Source organism: Enterobacter sp. UPMP2052 (assembly GCF_053709675.1).
On the sequence record NZ_JBSKJR010000007.1, the window covers coordinates 26603 to 43496 of the forward strand.

The 16894-nt window shown below is 55.0% G+C and carries 14 protein-coding genes and 1 tRNA gene; 6 read left to right on the top strand and 9 right to left on the bottom strand.

Translation table 11 applies throughout. The annotated features are described in order from the left end of the window. Nucleotides 1–142: 142 nt before the first annotated feature. From ACWKX3_RS17215 to ACWKX3_RS17225, 3 genes are all read right to left on the bottom strand, one after another. On the bottom strand, nucleotides 143–991 hold the full coding sequence (locus ACWKX3_RS17215; protein ID WP_454542127.1) for a benzoate transporter: 849 nt from the start codon (nucleotides 989–991) through the stop codon (nucleotides 143–145). Nucleotides 992–1461: 470 nt separating this feature from the next. Then, a complete protein-coding gene (locus ACWKX3_RS17220; RefSeq protein ID WP_102890174.1) occupies nucleotides 1462–2034 on the bottom strand; it encodes a serine acetyltransferase in 573 nt (190 codons plus the stop codon). A gap of 226 nt (nucleotides 2035–2260) precedes the next feature. Beyond that, nucleotides 2261–2336: transfer RNA gene (locus ACWKX3_RS17225), tRNA-Ile, on the bottom strand. Between the two features lie 125 nt (nucleotides 2337–2461). On the opposite strand from ACWKX3_RS17225, the gene mug reads away from it, so the two are divergent. After that, complete coding sequence (mug, locus tag ACWKX3_RS17230; protein ID WP_042322035.1) at nucleotides 2462–2968, top strand: G/U mismatch-specific DNA glycosylase; 507 nt, start codon at nucleotides 2462–2464, stop codon at nucleotides 2966–2968. An 89-nt stretch (nucleotides 2969–3057) separates the two neighbouring features. Here mug and rpoD read toward each other — a convergent pair whose 3' ends face one another. The 3 genes from rpoD to rpsU all read right to left on the bottom strand — a co-directional run bounded on the left by rpoD (nucleotide 3058) and on the right by rpsU (nucleotide 7261). Further along, nucleotides 3058–4902, bottom strand: a complete 1845-nt coding sequence (gene rpoD, locus ACWKX3_RS17235) for an RNA polymerase sigma factor RpoD (protein ID WP_006178605.1) — start codon at nucleotides 4900–4902, stop codon at nucleotides 3058–3060. Nucleotides 4903–5185: 283 nt separating this feature from the next. Next, complete coding sequence (gene dnaG / locus ACWKX3_RS17240; protein ID WP_101736951.1) at nucleotides 5186–6931, bottom strand: DNA primase; 1746 nt, start codon at nucleotides 6929–6931, stop codon at nucleotides 5186–5188. Nucleotides 6932–7045: 114 nt separating this feature from the next. Continuing rightward, nucleotides 7046–7261, bottom strand: a complete 216-nt coding sequence (gene rpsU / locus ACWKX3_RS17245; protein WP_001144069.1) for a 30S ribosomal protein S21 — start codon at nucleotides 7259–7261, stop codon at nucleotides 7046–7048. A 236-nt stretch (nucleotides 7262–7497) separates the two neighbouring features. Between rpsU and tsaD the strand changes: the two genes are divergently transcribed. After that, complete coding sequence (gene tsaD, locus ACWKX3_RS17250; RefSeq protein ID WP_042322033.1) at nucleotides 7498–8511, top strand: tRNA (adenosine(37)-N6)-threonylcarbamoyltransferase complex transferase subunit TsaD; 1014 nt, start codon at nucleotides 7498–7500, stop codon at nucleotides 8509–8511. Here the strand turns inward: tsaD and plsY are convergent, their stop codons facing one another. Continuing rightward, nucleotides 8512–9138 (bottom strand): glycerol-3-phosphate 1-O-acyltransferase PlsY, encoded by a 627-nt coding sequence (gene plsY / locus ACWKX3_RS17255; protein ID WP_006178600.1) that lies wholly within the window; start codon nucleotides 9136–9138, stop codon nucleotides 8512–8514. Nucleotides 9139–9245: 107 nt separating this feature from the next. On the opposite strand from plsY, the gene folB reads away from it, so the two are divergent. Further along, nucleotides 9246–9614 (top strand): bifunctional dihydroneopterin aldolase/7,8-dihydroneopterin epimerase, encoded by a 369-nt coding sequence (folB, locus tag ACWKX3_RS17260; protein ID WP_137272665.1) that lies wholly within the window; start codon nucleotides 9246–9248, stop codon nucleotides 9612–9614. A gap of 105 nt (nucleotides 9615–9719) precedes the next feature. Continuing rightward, a complete protein-coding gene (gene bacA / locus ACWKX3_RS17265; protein WP_058610738.1) occupies nucleotides 9720–10541 on the top strand; it encodes an undecaprenyl-diphosphate phosphatase in 822 nt (273 codons plus the stop codon). Nucleotides 10542–10554: 13 nt separating this feature from the next. Here the strand turns inward: bacA and ACWKX3_RS17270 are convergent, their stop codons facing one another. After that, a complete protein-coding gene (locus ACWKX3_RS17270) occupies nucleotides 10555–11796 on the bottom strand; it encodes a multifunctional CCA addition/repair protein (protein WP_454542128.1) in 1242 nt (413 codons plus the stop codon). 60 nt (nucleotides 11797–11856) lie between these two features. After that, entirely contained in the window at nucleotides 11857–12477 is a 621-nt protein-coding gene (locus tag ACWKX3_RS17275; RefSeq protein WP_042322026.1) for a TIGR04211 family SH3 domain-containing protein, read from the bottom strand. A gap of 237 nt (nucleotides 12478–12714) precedes the next feature. On the opposite strand from ACWKX3_RS17275, the gene ACWKX3_RS17280 reads away from it, so the two are divergent. Both ACWKX3_RS17280 and glnE read left to right on the top strand, forming a co-directional pair. Continuing rightward, nucleotides 12715–14016, top strand: coding sequence for a CYTH domain-containing protein (locus ACWKX3_RS17280; RefSeq protein WP_088208508.1), 1302 nt, complete (start codon nucleotides 12715–12717; stop codon nucleotides 14014–14016). 21 nt (nucleotides 14017–14037) lie between these two features. Beyond that, nucleotides 14038–16893, top strand: coding sequence for a bifunctional [glutamate--ammonia ligase]-adenylyl-L-tyrosine phosphorylase/[glutamate--ammonia-ligase] adenylyltransferase (glnE, locus tag ACWKX3_RS17285; protein WP_454542129.1), 2856 nt, complete (start codon nucleotides 14038–14040; stop codon nucleotides 16891–16893). Nucleotide 16894 lies beyond the last annotated feature (1 nt).

A 16894-nucleotide genomic window follows, 5' to 3' on the forward strand; every position in this document is an offset into this window, starting at 1 on the left:
TGAACCCGCCCGCGACGTAAGGGGGTGGTGAGTTGAAGGAGTAACCGATCTGGCCGCTTTTGCGTTGAAGAACCAAACGGTTGTGGTCAGGAAGATGCCAACGAGCCGGATACACTTGTATTCGGCTCATTTGATGAGAAGCTTACAGAATGAAGTCTTTGTACTTCTCAGCGTTATCGACCAAGTAGGCGGGGAATTTATCTTTGCTGAGTTCCTGCTTCTTCATCACGCGCTCGCGGTTCCAGATGTCTTTTGAATTGGTGAGCGCACTGATAATGTGATCTTTGTTATTGAGATGCGGCAGGTCATATTCGGTATGAGAAATAGATGACATCTTCTCTGAAATACGTTCAGGCGTCATTATCCAGGAGAAATGCCAGCCGGAGTTCTTCACAATTTTACTGCGCAACTTAAACCATGTTTTAGAGAGGAAATCTTTGCGTAACGCCGATTTTTTGATGTTACGGAAAACTTCTGGTTCGCTGTTAAAGTAACCTTTTAAGTTTCGAAACGTTGTTGCACGTGGCGCTTTGCACTGACGTTCAGACCCATCCATGTTAAATACCTGGAGGTTAAACTGATAGTTATAGAACGGCATATGCAAAATCGTACACAGATGCTTGGGATTGATACTCTTGACAACGTCAGGCCTGAAAATCTCATCCACATCTGAAACCAGAATAATATCGTCGTCTTTAGCGTTTTCCAGACCACGCATGATGGCGTTGCGTGTGGCAGCTTCATTTGCCCAGGCATCATATTCATCTGCTGAGCCTTCCTTAAGGATTGGACGATCGTGGAAGGGCACGTAGATGATTTTTTCTTTAAACTTTTCATACTTCGTTATATCGAAATTCAGGCTCTTAGGCTTGCCCGTGAAAGTATGAGATGATTCGACAATGACAAAGCGATCCACAACACCGGCCAGAGTGTTCAGGCGAATATCCAGCATCATGTCTTCGTCATAATATAAAAAGCAGTCATAAATCATAGTGCATTCCTTGTGCTCAGCGCTGATTCCACACTCTTTGTGGCCAGTGGAGGAGGCACATTGTAGCCGATGTTGCGAGCCCGAGGGAACAAAAACGAGATATCCCTACAAATGCAAATAGCCTCTCATTGAAGAGTCTTAATAGTCAGTGACGTAAAGAGTATTAGCCAGCTAATAGTTATCCTTTTTTCCATCTTTTTTGCCGCAACTAAGACACCCTTTAGTGACCAACATCATAGGATGTATCCAGGCTAAAAGAATAACCACTGGTTATTTCGTAAACATTATATTCGAGAGAATTAATGTATTCATCAATGATCACGCGTTTTACTGTGAGCAGTATATATACACCTTAATGTATGCCTTATTAGTAGTTAAATGAAATGCGCATCTCACATCGTTGTGGGTTATAGAATAACCCGCCGGGCGAGGCCGGTTGCGGGCGTGTGATCGCTGGGCGTTTTACAGGGTCAGGCTTCATGTGATCGGTTGGACAATACATGCAGAGTCTTTTCGTTATAGACCGTTACATCACTGGGGATGTCCTTGTTCACAAATGACATAGCGCCAATCACCACGTTATCACCGATTCTAATCTTATCCGCAATGATGCACGAACCTGCGCCGATGCTGACATTGTCGCCAATAACAATGGATATTGCCTCTTTATTCACATTCGCGCCGGTAAGGCCAATCGTTGTGTTCTGCCTGATTCGTAAAGAGTGGCCGATGACAGCGGAGCCGTTCACAACAATCCCCTGATGGTGGGAAATTACCATGCCTGGTCCAATGTGCGCACCCAGTTGTATATCCGTGCCATACTTAAAAATGAGCTTTCTGTTTATCTTTAATGCGCGCTCCCTTAGAAATTTGCTGTCTGAGTGATGCCAGTAAGATGCGATACGCCACCAGAAGTGAAAACGGCGGTCAGGGCATTTCATTGCTTTATGCAGCACCCTGAACCACGTAAATGGCTTAGAATTCATCATGACTTCACGGCGCAAACATTCGCGCAAATGTTCCGATCTTAATTTTTTATCCATCGTCTTCAATCCCTGGTATCTCTGCGGGAATTTAAATGCAAATAACGTGAAAGGCAATGATGTAACAGCATTAATCACATCTATTTTTTACAACCAGTCTCGGCAAACAATGCCAGTATCTGGACAAAAGGGGAGCGAGAGGGGACAAAAAGAGAACATTAAACGTACACACAAAAAAGCCACTTTGCTGAAAGTGGCTTAATTATATGATTCTAAAGCTAAAATTTGGTGGCCCCTGCTGGACTTGAACCAGCGACCAAGCGATTATGAGTCGCCTGCTCTAACCACTGAGCTAAGGGGCCGTGGCGGTGAATTATAAAGTAACTCCCTTCAGCAATCCAGCCATTCGCACCTGCCTGCTGTTTTTATAAACAATGCATAATCAATCCTTTATACTTCTATAACGATGTATCGATTGGGAGTAGAGATGATTAACGACATTCTGGCACCGGGCCTGCGGGTGGTATTCTGCGGAATCAATCCGGGCAAGTCCTCGGCGCACACCGGTTTTCACTTCGCCCATCCGGGAAATCGCTTCTGGAAGGTGATCTATCAGGCGGGGTTTACCGACAAGTTACTCAAGCCTGAAGAGGAGCAACATCTGCTGGACACGCGCTGTGGGATCACCATGCTAGTTGAGCGCCCAACGGTGCAGGCGAGTGAAGTCAACCTGCATGAACTGCGCAGCGGTGGGCGTGAGCTTATCAAAAAGATAGAAGACTACCAGCCGGCAGCGCTGGCGATCCTCGGCAAGCAGGCCTATGAACAGGCGTTCAGCCAGCGTGGAGCGCAGTGGGGCAAGCAGAGCATTAGTATCGGTGCGACGCAGGTGTGGGTGCTGCCAAACCCGAGCGGCTTGAACAGGGCGACGCTGGATAAGCTGGTAGAGGCGTACCGCGAACTCGATGAGGCGTTGATGGTGCGGGGACTATAGGGGCCTCTGCGGCCTGACCCTCTCCAACGGGGAGAAGGAATAACCAAAAAAAAAGCTCCCGATGGGGAGCTTTTTGCCGTTTACCTGGATTAATCGTCCAGGAAGCTACGCAGCACTTCAGAGCGGCTTGGATGGCGCAGTTTACGCAACGCCTTCGCTTCGATCTGACGGATACGTTCACGGGTAACGTCAAACTGTTTACCCACTTCTTCCAGCGTGTGGTCGGTGTTCATATCGATACCGAAACGCATACGCAGGACTTTAGCTTCACGGGCGGTCAGGCCAGCCAGCACGTCGTGCGTGGCAGCGCGCAGGCTCTCGGTAGTGGCAGAGTCCAGCGGCAGCTCGAGGGTGGTATCCTCGATGAAATCACCCAGATGCGAATCTTCATCGTCGCCGATTGGCGTTTCCATGGAGATAGGCTCTTTGGCGATCTTCAGCACTTTACGGATCTTGTCTTCCGGCATCAGCATGCGTTCAGCCAGCTCTTCCGGCGTTGGTTCGCGGCCCATCTCTTGCAGCATCTGGCGGGAGATACGGTTGAGCTTGTTAATGGTCTCAATCATATGCACCGGAATACGGATGGTGCGCGCCTGATCCGCGATAGAGCGGGTGATTGCCTGACGGATCCACCAGGTTGCGTAGGTGGAGAACTTATAGCCACGACGGTATTCAAACTTATCTACCGCTTTCATCAGACCGATGTTGCCTTCCTGAATCAGATCCAGGAACTGCAGACCGCGGTTGGTGTATTTCTTGGCGATAGAGATAACCAGACGCAGGTTCGCCTCAACCATCTCTTTCTTCGCACGGCGGGCTTTCGCTTCACCGATGGACATACGACGGTTAATGTCTTTTACCTGCTCAATGGTCAGGCCGGTCTCTTCTTCAATCTGCTGCAGTTTCTGCAGGCCGCGATGCACATCGTCTTTCACGTCGTGCAGTTTTTCAGACCACGGCTTGTTCATCGCGATAGCGGCGTTGAACCAGGTTTCGCTGGTTTCGTTGCCGGTGAACAGGGTGATGAAGTTCTTCTTCGGCATTTTGCACTGTTCGACGCACAGCTTCATGATGATGCGTTCCTGGGTACGTACGCGATCCATCATCACGCGCATGCTGTTAACCAGGTAGTCGAACTGCTTAGGCACCAGACGGAACTGCTTGAACACTTCAGACAGCTTCAGGATCTGTTCCTGAGCGGCAGCATGACTGCGGCCTTTTGCCTTGATGGTGTCGCGGGCCAGTTCATACTGCGTACGCAGTTCGGCAAACTTCTCGCGCGCCAGTTCAGGGTCGATGCTGTTATCGTCATCGCTGCTGTCGTCGTCTTCTTCTTCATCTTCGTCTTCGTCGTCATCCATCTCTTCCTGAGACAGTTCAGACCCGACGTGCGTGGCGGTAGGCGCCATGTCTTCTTCAGCGTTCGGATCGACGAAGCCGGTGATGAGATCGGACAGACGCGCTTCTTCCGCTTCAACGCGATCGTACTGTTCCAGAAGATAGGTGATCGCTTCCGGGTATTCAGCAACGGAGCACTGAACCTGGTTGATCCCGTCTTCAATGCGTTTCGCGATGTCGATTTCGCCTTCGCGGGTCAACAGTTCAACGGTACCCATTTCGCGCATATACATGCGGACCGGGTCAGTGGTACGCCCGATTTCAGATTCCACGCTGGACAGTACCTGTGCAGCAGCTTCCTCGGCATCTTCGTCAGTGTTGTTGGAGGTTTCAGCCAGCAACAGATCATCGGCATCCGGTGCTTCTTCCATCACCTGAATGCCCATGTCATTGATCATTTGGATGATGTCTTCGATCTGATCTGAATCGACGATATCTTCCGGCAGATGGTCATTGACCTCGGCATAGGTCAGATAGCCTTGCTCCTTACCGCGTTGGACAAGAAGTTTCAGCTGTGACTGCGGGTTTTGCTCCATAAGACGGTATCCACACTTAATTCGTTTGATTGGTGTCGGCGATGGGGCTGCCAACATTTAAAGCGAGGGCGTACTTATATTTTTGCCGCTGCCTCTCAGTGCGGCTGCCGGGGGCTTCCCGATCGATATTCGGCACTTAAGCCGTTAAATACTTTATCCTTCACGTTGTCTCTGCGTTAGCGGCGTTCTCTCATCCTGGTCATGTACTTATGTACACTCCCAGGGGTTCGTTCACTTGCTGCCTTGATACAACGCGAATGATTTTGTCTTTCACTTATTTCTTCTATTTCTTCGCCAGTTCCTGGTTAATCATCCAGAGTTCCCGGCGTTCTTCGCTGCTTAAACCGTGCGTGCGCTCGCGGGCAATCAACTCTTCCTGGCGCAGTTCAAGCATCGAATCAAACATATGGTTGAGTGAGTCGGTGAACGTTTTTTCTGCAATGTCCTTATCTGCTATATCGTCCCACATCGACAGTTTTTCAAGGGTAGCGGCCTCTTTAGTGCCGCGATAATGCTCTAAAAGCTGTCCGGTGGTGAGTCCTGGCTGTGACAAGCATGTGTTGACCAGTTCTGAAAATAACCCAAGCCCGGGCAGCTTCTCATGGTTCAAACCCGCCAGCGACGGCACTTGCGGCGCAAGTTCTGGGTTTTGAACCAGCAATCCTATCAGTATACGCATGGTTGTGCGTTTTAGCTGAGGCGCCGGACGAGCCGCACCGTTTTCAGCAAGTTTAGGCATTAAACGTTCAAGCTGACTGTCATCCAGAATGCCGAGCTTATTACCCAACTCCTGACGCAGATAGATGCGCAGCGTTTCGCCGGGCACCTGGCTGATTAACGGCAGTGCCAGCGTACTGAGCTGCGCACGCCCGTCAGGGGTACTCAAATCCACCTGCGGCATCAGGCTGTTAAACAAAAACGTGGAGAGCGGCTGAGCCTGCTCCATCCGCGCTTCAAACGCCGCTTTACCCTCTTTACGCACCAGCGTATCCGGGTCTTCACCGTCGGGCAGAAACATAAAGCGTAGCTGACGTCCGTCGGTCATGTAAGGCAGCGCCGTTTCCAGCGCACGCCAGGCGGCATCGCGCCCTGCGCGGTCACCGTCGTAACAGCAGATGACGTTATTCGTCACCCGGAACAGCAGCTGAATATGATCGGCCGTGGTGGACGTGCCTAATGACGCAACGGCATAGTTGATGTCGTACTGCGCCAGGGCAACGACGTCCATATAGCCTTCGACGACCAGAAGACGCGGAGGTTCCGCATTTTCCTGCTGCGCCTCATAAAGACCGTAAAGCTGGCGGCCTTTATGGAAAATATCGGTTTCCGGGGAGTTGAGGTACTTCGGCAGGGCATCGCCCAGCACGCGACCCCCAAAACCAATGACCCGGCCACGCTTGTCGCGGATCGGGAACATGACCCGTTCACGGAAGCGGTCGTAGCTTCGTCCCTGGTCGTTGGTGACCAGCATGCCGGCATCGATGAGAGACTTACGATCTTCGCTATTGCCGCCAAAACGCTTTAACACGTTGTCCCAGCCGGGCGGGGCGTAACCAATAGCGAAACGCGCAATCACATCGTCACTCAGTCCGCGCGCATTCAGATATTGACGCGCAGGCTCAGCCGCAGAGTGCTTAAGAGACTGTTGATAGAATGCATTCAGGCCGTCCATCAGCTGATAAAGCGTTTGCCGTTGATGGCGCTCTATCTGGCTGGGTCCGCTGCCTGCTTCATACGGCACTTCAAGGTTGTGCATCGCCGCCAGCTCTTCGACCGTTTCAACGAACTCGAGCTTGTCGTAGTTCATCAAAAAATCGACCGCGTTACCGTGGGCGCCACAGCCGAAGCAGTGGTAAAACTGTTTTTCACCGTTTACGGTGAAAGAGGGGGTTTTTTCATTATGGAACGGACAGCACGCATGGTAGTTCTTGCCCTGCTTTTTGAGCTTTACCCGCGCGTCGATGAGATCGACGATGTCGGTTCTGGCCAGCAGGTCATTGATAAAAACGCGTGGGATTCGTCCAGCCATAGGCCCCAATAGTTTAGCGACTTATAAACGAAAACAAGCCGCGCATTCCTTCCGGAAGCACGGCCTTACGACTATTACTCTGTCTGTCAGCTGAGAGCGTGCGCCCTCAACAGATTAGTACAGACGAGTACGGCGTGCGTTTTCGCGAGCCAGTTTCTTCGCGTGACGTTTCACTGCAGAAGCTTTAGCGCGCTTACGTTCAGTCGTTGGTTTTTCATAGAACTCACGACGACGAACTTCAGCCAGAACACCTGCTTTCTCGCATGAACGTTTGAAGCGACGCAGTGCTACGTCGAACGGCTCGTTTTCACGTACTTTAATTACCGGCATGTAACTCTCACCTTTAATAAATTCGGTTTGCCGCTGGCATCAGCGCCAGCTTATTTCAAAATGGTGCGGAATTTTACTGCAAATGCTGCTGCTTTGTAAAGCACCGAAGCGATTTTGAAAGGGACTTTAATAAGGGTGAGGAGTATACACGAGCCTTTCTCCTGGATCGAACAAAGTTTTACATCAACCCGCCCAGGCTCTACACTGCGCGGTACTGAAGCGAGGTAAAACAAGTCATGCGTGTACTGGGTATTGAAACATCCTGCGATGAAACCGGCATCGCCATTTACGACAACGAAAAAGGGCTGCTGGCCAACCAACTGTATAGTCAAGTGAAACTGCACGCTGACTACGGCGGTGTCGTGCCTGAACTGGCCTCTCGTGACCATGTGCGTAAAACCGTCCCTTTAATTCAGGCGGCGTTGAAAGAGGCCGGGCTGAGCTCAACAGATATCGATGCCGTGGCGTATACCGCAGGTCCTGGCCTTGTCGGCGCACTGCTGGTCGGTGCAACCGTCGGGCGTTCTCTGGCGTTTGCGTGGGATGTTCCGGCGATCCCGGTTCACCATATGGAAGGGCACCTTCTGGCACCGATGCTGGAAGACAATCCGCCAGCGTTCCCGTTTGTGGCGCTGCTGGTTTCTGGCGGCCACACTCAGCTGATTAGCGTGACGGGCATTGGCAAGTATGAACTGCTGGGCGAGTCGATTGACGACGCAGCCGGTGAAGCCTTCGACAAAACCGCCAAGCTTCTGGGGCTGGATTATCCTGGCGGCCCGATGCTGTCGAAAATGGCCGCGCAGGGGACGGAAGGCCGTTTCGTCTTCCCTCGCCCGATGACCGATCGTCCGGGCCTGGACTTCAGCTTCTCCGGTCTGAAGACCTTTGCCGCCAACACCATTCGCAACAACGATAATGATGAACAGACCCGCGCGGATATCGCCCGGGCATTTGAAGATGCAGTCGTCGATACGCTGATGATCAAATGCAAGCGCGCGCTGGATCAGACTGGCTTTAAGCGCCTGGTAATGGCCGGGGGCGTTAGCGCCAACCGTACGCTGCGCGCGAAGCTGGCCGAGATGATGCAAAAGCGTCGCGGTGAAGTGTTTTACGCCCGTCCGGAATTTTGTACCGACAACGGGGCGATGATCGCCTACGCGGGTATGGTGCGGCTCAATGCCGGCGCGACATCCGATCTCAGCGTTTCCGTGCGTCCACGCTGGCCGCTGGCAGAACTGCCGGAGGCGTAATCAGGAGGAGCCGTTTTTCGGCTCTTTTTTCTTTCTCTTCAGCTTCGTCCAGATTTTGGTCTCCTGGCGACGCCACAGGCGCTGAATGTTGTCGTGATGACGCAGCAAAATCAGACAGGAGAGCATCGAAACCGGGAAGGTGAACTGCGGTTTAAACCACCAGACATAGAACGGCGCGATAAGCGCGCTGACAATGGCGCCCAGCGACGAATAGCCGCTCAGTAAAATCGTCAGCAGCCAGGTCCCGGCCATTACGCCAGTGAGATCCCAGCCGATCGGCGCGATGGCACCGAAGGCGGTCGCGACGCCTTTACCGCCTTTAAAGCCGAAGAATACCGGCCAGATATGGCCAACGCAGGCGGCAATGGCAATAAGCCCCAGCCAGAACGGCGTGACGCCCAGCGCATACGCGCCCCAGACGGGAAGCATCCCTTTCAGAACATCAAAAATCAAAACCGCTACGGCTGCTCCCTTGCCGCCAATTCGTAGTACATTGGTCGCCCCGGGATTCCCGGAGCCGCTTTCGCGCGGGTCAGGTAACCCGGCAATGCGGCAGACCAGAATGGCGCTGGAGATTGAGCCGCAAAGGTAGGCGAGGAGGATCATTCCAGGCGCGATTGCACTCATAACGCTGTTCCGTTTTGAAAATGTATCTGTATTCTCAGCATCTGTGGATAATACGCATAATTCGCCGGAAGTGGTATCCGGTTTAGCCAAAAAGCAGGCAGGTCGTGATGGATATTGTATTTATAGAGCAACTTTCGGTAATCACCACTATTGGTGTTTACGACTGGGAACAGACCATAGAACAGAAATTAGTGTTCGATATCGAAATGGGCTGGGATAACCGCGCGTCGGCAAAAAGCGACGACGTGAATGACTGTTTAAGCTATGCCGACATCAGCGAAACCGTCGTGAGCCACGTAGAAGGGCAGCGTTTTGCACTGGTTGAGCGCGTGGCGGAAGAGGTTGCGGAGCTGCTGTTGAACAAGTTTAATTCACCGTGGGTGCGCATCAAGCTGAGCAAACCCGGCGCCGTGGCGCGCGCCGCCAACGTGGGCGTGATTATCGAGCGTGGCAAAAATCTGAAAGGAATGATTTAACGTCATAATCGCTAAACCATTTTCGGTAATACAGGTCTTAAAGCTGTATCTTTCACGGGAGCCTTTGTAGCGACCGTTTTTTTATATCTTTTTAGGGGTTTATAGATGAGCGATATGCACTCGCTGCTGGTGGCGGCAATACTGGGTGTGGTCGAGGGATTGACGGAGTTTTTGCCGGTTTCCAGTACGGGCCATATGATTATTGTGGGCCATCTGCTGGGCTTTGAGGGGGATACCGCAAAGACATTCGAAGTGGTGATCCAGCTCGGTTCAATCCTGGCCGTGGTGGTGATGTTCTGGCGTCGTCTGTTTGGCCTGATTGGCATCCACTTTGGCCGTCTGCCGCAGCGCGAAGGCGAGGGCAAAGGCCGTCTGACGCTGATTCATATCCTGCTCGGGATGATCCCGGCAGTGGTGCTGGGGCTGATATTCCACGATACAATCAAGTCGCTGTTTAACCCCATCAACGTGATGTACGCCCTGGTGGTTGGTGGCGTCCTGCTGATTGCGGCGGAGCTGCTCAAACCTAAAACCCCGCGTGCGGAAGGTCTGGATGACATGACCTATCGTCAGGCGTTTATCATTGGCTGCTTCCAGTGTCTGGCGCTGTGGCCGGGCTTCTCCCGTTCAGGGGCGACCATTTCCGGCGGGATGCTGATGGGCGTGAGCCGCTATGCGGCGTCAGAGTTCTCTTTCCTGCTGGCGGTCCCGATGATGATGGGCGCCACCGCGCTGGACCTCTATAAAAGCATCGGCTTCCTGACTACCGGCGACATCCCGATGTTTGCCGTGGGCTTTATCACCGCCTTTATCGTGGCGCTGATTGCGATTAAAACCTTCCTGCAGCTGATTAAGCGTATCTCGTTCATTCCGTTCGCGATCTACCGCTTTATCGTCGCAGCTGCCGTGTACGTGGTCTTCTTCTGATGACCGACCGCCCTCAGTCCTTTGGCTGAGGGCAACGCGTTTCCTTCCAGGCCGCAACCGCCTCAATCCGCCGTTTCGTCAATTCTTCCCGAATAGCCGGGCCGGTAAATCCTGCCTCAACCACCTCTTTCGTCGGCACCGCTTTCGCCACGTTCCAGGCTTCGCGCAGCAGGCGCCCCTGCGGATAATCGCTGGCTTCAAACCCGGTACGCCCGCGCACGTCAGCCTCGCTGGTGAGCGCAATCTGCTCAACGCGCTGCGGTTTGCGCCAGGCGTCAATGTTGTCGAACAGCTTAACGATGGTGGCTGGCTTCAGGATCGGGAAGGTGTGGATCAGGTCGTGGAACTCCGCCACCAGTTTCGCCAGATCGCGGATGTCGTTAGGCACGCGCAGACGCTGGCAAAGCCCTTCAACCAGCTTCACCCCCGCCGGGCCGTGTCCGTGGTGGCGCGGCCACAACGCTTTCGGCGTCAGCCCCTTGCCGAGATCGTGACACAGGGTCGAGAAACGGACGTCAACCTCCGGGCTGAGCATGGCGGCCATGCTTAACGTCATCAGGGTATGCACGCCGGTATCAATTTCCGGGTGCCACTTCGCCGGCGCCGGAACGCCAAACAGCGCATCGATTTCCGGGAACAGCACCTTCAGGGCACCACAGTCGCGCAGGACCTGGAAAAAGACCTGCGGGTTGAGGGTGGTCAGCGCGTTTTCAGTCTCTTTCCAGACGCGTTCCGGCGTCAGGTGCGCCAGTTCGCCCGCCTCGGTCATGGCGGTCATCAGCGCCAGCGTTTCCTCGGCAATGCGGAAGCTCAGGTGAGCATAGCGGGCAGCGAAACGCGCCACGCGCAGTACGCGCAGCGGATCTTCAGAAAATGCGGGAGAAACGTGGCGCAAGAGCCGATCGCGGAGATCGTTTTGACCGCCGTAAACGTCGATGATCTGGCCGTGCTCGTCCTGTGCCAGGGCGTTAACGGTGAGGTCGCGGCGCAGTAAATCCTGCTCCAGGGTCACGTCCGGGGCGGCATAGCAGGTGAAGCCGGTATAACCCGCGCCGGATTTTCGCTCCGTTCGCGCCAGGGCGTACTCTTCACGGCTTTTCGGATGGAGGAACACGGGAAAATCGCGGCCTACCTGCTGGTAGCCCGCGTCGAGCATCTCTTCTGGCGTGGCGCCGACCACAACCCAGTCTTTATCTTTGACCGGCAGACCTAATAACGCATCACGAACCGCACCACCGACCAGATAACTCTTCACAGCCACACTCCCGTTTTTTCTTTTCGCAAGATAATACGTAAGTGTGGCAGAGAAGACGAGTTAGTTCATCCAGCGGTCTTTGCGCTTGCGGCTTGGGATCAGCATTGGAAGCACCAGACCCAGCACCAGACCCACGCCCAGCACGCCGCCGCCATACATAAACCACTGCATGATGATGGTGCGCTGTTTGTCGTCAAGCTGCAGATTGGCGGCGTTCACTTTCTTCTGCGCGACAATCAGCTCGTTTTTCAGTTTCTGGTTTTCGTCCTTGAGCCCACTGATCACGCTGTCGCTCTGCGCGACTTTCTGCTGCATCTCTGCGGTACGCTGGTTCCAGGTACTGTCGATGTTGTTCAGCTTATCGGTCAGGGTTTTCACCTGGTTTTCCAGGTCCGGCACGCGCGTGCGCAGGCTTGGCACGTTGCTCAGCTCTTTCAGCGGGATCCACGAGGTGCGGCCGGTGCTGTCGCGAACCTGGCCATAGTTGGTATCCGCATTAGTCTGTAACAGAACCACTTCCTCGCCGGCATTCACCGTGCCCACGAGGCGATAATTGTCTCCGGGGCCACTGCGTACCCAGGTGTTAAGTTCATCAGAAACGTAACGCTTTTCTTCAGCGTGCACCGCGGTTGCGGCGCTAAAAGCGAGTAAAGTAAGTCCAATCAGGCGCAATTTAAGCATATCAGTCGTTATATTCATAAATAGTGGAACGATAGTAGTGGCATCAGTGTCTCTACGCAAAGGATTCATCATCAATCGGAATCATCTGTGTCCTGATTTCTACTGCTTTAAACTTTTACGCCCGTCAAATTGCTCATTGCATGGCAATTTGGCGCAAAATACTATGTACTGACAAACAAATGGCGAGGAAGTTCGCCTTCATTGACGCGTCTGTGACGCACGCAAAAGTACAAGGCTATGGCACAAGAAATCGAATTAAAGTTTATCGTCGAAAAAGACAGCGTTGACGCGCTTCGTCAGCATCTGCACACGCTTTCCGGCGAGCACCATGAACCGGTACAGCTGCTTAACATCTATTACGAAACGCCGGACAACTGGCTGCGCCAGCACGACATGGGGCTGCGCATCCGGGGAGCTGGCGGGCGCTATGAAATGACGATGAAAACCGCTGGCCGCGTGGTCGGCGGGTTACACCAGCGCCCGGAATACAATATTGATATCAGCAAGCCGGAACTTGAACTGGCGCGTTTCCCTGCCGAGGTATGGCCAGAGGGCGAGCTGCCGGCAACGTTAGCGGCGCAGGTGCAGCCGCTGTTCAGCACCGATTTCTGGCGCGAAAAATGGCAGGTGACGGAAGGCAAAAGCCGCATAGAAATTGCCCTCGATCTGGGCGACGTGAAGGCGGGCGAATGGCAGGAGCCACTCTGCGAACTGGAGCTTGAGCTGCTGGAAGGTGACGCGAACGACGTGCTGAAGCTGGCACGTAAGCTGGTGAACCAGTCCGGCTTGCGTCAGGGCAGCCTGAGCAAGGCCGCACGCGGTTATCATCTGGCGGCCGGGAATGCGCCACGTACGGTGAAAGAGACGCCGATTTTACGCGTTGTGCCGAAAGCCAGCATCGAACAGGGCATGGAAGCGGCGCTGGAACTGGCGCTCTCCCAGTGGCTGTACCACGAAGAGCTGTGGGCGCGAAATGTCAAAAATGCGAAAACCCACGTCATGGCGGCTATCGGCCTGGTGCGTCATACGCTGGCGCTGTTCGGCGGTATCGTGCCGCGTAAAGCAAGCGCTCACTTACGTGATCTGCTTACCCAAACCGAAGCGCTTATGCTCTCCGATGTGTCGGCACAAACGGCGCTCTATAGCCCACAGGCCGCCTCGGCCAAACTGGCGCTCACCGAGTTTCTGGTAACGCGCGGCTGGCGGACTTTCCTCGATGCAAAAGCGCAGACCAAAATCGCGGATAACTTTAAGCGCTTTGCGGATATTCATCTTTCGCGGCATGCCGCTGAGCTGAGAACCACGTTTGCCTACCCGCTGGGCGACCAGTACGGCGATCAGCTTCCGCGTCTGGCGCGTAATATCGACAGCATGTTGCTGCTGTCCGGCGCCTATGACGGCGTGAAAGCGCAGGCCTGGATGGAGAACTGGCAGGGGCTGAAGCAAGCCATCGAAAACCGCCAGCAGGTCGAGATTGAGCATTTCCGCAACGAGGCCATTTCGCAGGAGCCGTTCTGGCTGCACAGCGGAAAACGTTAATTCTGGCAAGGAACCCCCATCATGCCGCTTTCTTCGCAGTTACAGCAGCAGTGGCAGATTGTTTGCGAACGTCTGCCTGAGTCATTACCGCCGTCATCCCTAAGTGAACAGGCGAAGTGCGTGCTTACCTTCAGTGATTTTGTGCAGGAGAGTGTCGCGGCGAATCCGGGCTGGCTGGCGGCGCTGGAAAGCGCGCCTCCGCAGGCGGAAGAGTGGCGGCAGTACGCCAGCTGGCTGCAAGCTGCGCTTGCAGACGTAGCGGATGAAGCCACGTTAATGCGCGTTCTGCGCCAGTTCCGCCGCCGCGTGATGGTGCGCATTGCCTGGGCCCAGGCGCTGGAGCTGGTCAGCGAAGAGAGTACGTTGCAGCAGCTCAGCGAGCTGGCGCAAACGCTGATTGTTGCCGCACGCGACTGGCTGTATGCCGCATGTTGTAAAGAGTGGGGCACGCCGTGCAACGAGGAAGGGGTTCCTCAGCCGCTGTTGATTCTGGGGATGGGGAAGCTTGGCGGATGCGAGCTGAACTTCTCCTCGGATATCGATCTGATTTTTGCCTGGCCTGAGAACGGGGCCACGCGCGGCGGGCGGCGCGAGCTGGATAACGCCCAGTTCTTTACCCGCCTTGGCCAGCGGCTGATTAAGGCGCTGGACCAGCCCACCCAGGATGGCTTTGTCTATCGTGTTGATATGCGCCTGCGGCCGTTCGGCGACAGCGGCCCGCTGGTGCTGAGCTTTGCCGCGCTGGAAGATTACTATCAGGAACAGGGGCGCGACTGGGAGCGCTACGCGATGGTGAAGGCGCGGATCATGGGCGACAGCGACGATGCCTATGCCAACGAACTGCGTGCCATGCTGCGCCCGTTCGTGTTCCGCCGCTACATCGACTTCAGCGTGATCCAGTCCCTGCGTAACATGAAGGGGATGATCGCCCGCGAAGTGCGCCGCCGTGGCCTGAAAGACAACATCAAGCTCGGCGCGGGCGGCATTCGTGAAATCGAATTTATCGTTCAGGTCTTCCAGCTTATCCGCGGTGGTCGTGAGCCGTCGCTGCAATCCCGCTCGCTGCTACCGACGCTGAGCGCCATCGAACAGCTTCACCTGCTGCCGGAGGGCGACGCGCAAACGCTGCGCGAGGCCTACCTGTTCCTGCGTCGGCTGGAAAACCTGCTGCAAAGCATAAACGACGAACAAACCCAGACCCTGCCGGGGGATGACCTTAACCGGGCGCGCCTCGCCTGGGGAATGCGCATGGAAAGCTGGGCGGCGCTCACCGAGAGGTTGGATGCCCACATGGCAGGCGTGCGCCGGATCTTTAACGATCTGATTGGCGACGACGAAGGGGAGTCGCAGGACGATGCGCTGTCCGAACACTGGCGCGAGCTGTGGCAGGACGCCCTCCAGGAAGATGACACCACGCCGGTGCTGGCGCATTTAAGCGATGACGACCGACACCGCGTGGTGGCGTTAATTGCCGATTTCCGTCTCGAACTGAACAAGCGCGCCATTGGCCCGCGCGGTCGCCAGGTGCTGGATCACCTGATGCCGCATCTGCTAAGCGACGTCTGCGCGCGCGCGGATGCCCCGGTGCCGCTGTCGCGAATGATGCCGCTCCTGAGCGGGATCATCACCCGCACCACCTATCTTGAACTGTTGAGCGAATTCCCCGGCGCGCTCAAGCATCTGATTTCGCTCTGCGCCGCGTCGCCGATGGTCGCCAACAAGCTGGCGCGTTATCCGCTGCTGCTGGACGAACTGCTCGATCCCAACACCCTTTACCAGCCCACGGCAACGGACGCCTACCGCGACGAACTGCGCCAGTATCTGCTGCGCGTGCCGGAAGAGGATGAAGAGCAGCAGCTGGAGGCGTTACGTCAGTTTAAGCAGGCGCAGATGCTGCGTGTGGCGGCGGCCGATATCGCCGGAACGCTGCCGGTAATGAAAGTCAGCGATCACTTAACCTGGCTGGCGGAAGCGATGATTGATGCCGTCGTGCATCAGGCCTGGGTGCAGATGGTGGCACGCTACGGCCAGCCGAAACATCTGGCCGAGCGTGAAGGGCGCGGCTTTGCGGTGGTCGGCTATGGCAAGCTCGGCGGCTGGGAGCTGGGGTACAGCTCCGATCTTGATCTGATCTTCCTGCACGACTGCCCGGTAGACGTCATGACCGACGGCGAGCGTGAAATCGACGGGCGTCAGTTTTACCTACGACTGGCGCAGCGCATTATGCACCTGTTCAGCACGCGCACCTCGTCGGGCATTTTGTACGAGGTGGATGCGCGCCTGCGCCCGTCCGGCGCGGCGGGCATGTTAGTTACCTCCACGGACGCCTTTGCCGATTATCAGAAAAACGAGGCCTGGACGTGGGAACATCAGGCGCTGGTGCGTGCCCGCGTGGTCTATGGCGATCCGCAGTTAAAAACGCAGTTTGATCTCATCCGCAAGGAGGTCATGACCACCTTACGCGACGGCAGCACGCTGCAGACCGAGGTGCGGGAGATGCGCGAAAAAATGCGCGCGCATCTTGGCAATAAACACCGCGATCGCTTTGATATCAAAGCTGATGAGGGCGGAATTACCGATATTGAGTTTATTACCCAGTATCTGGTGCTGCTGCACGCCCACGCGAAGCCAAAGCTGACGCGCTGGTCCGATAACGTGCGCATTCTGGAACTGCTTGCGCAGAATGAGATTATGGATGAGCAGGAGGCGCAGGCGCTGACCCGGGCCTACACCACGCTAAGGGATGCCCTGCATCACCTGGCGCTGCAGGAGCAGCCGGGCCATGTGGCGCTCGACCAGTTCGTCGACGAGCGGGCGCAGGTGACCGCCAGCTGGCAGAAGTGGCTGGTGGAACCGTGCGTAACAAAGCAAGTGTGAT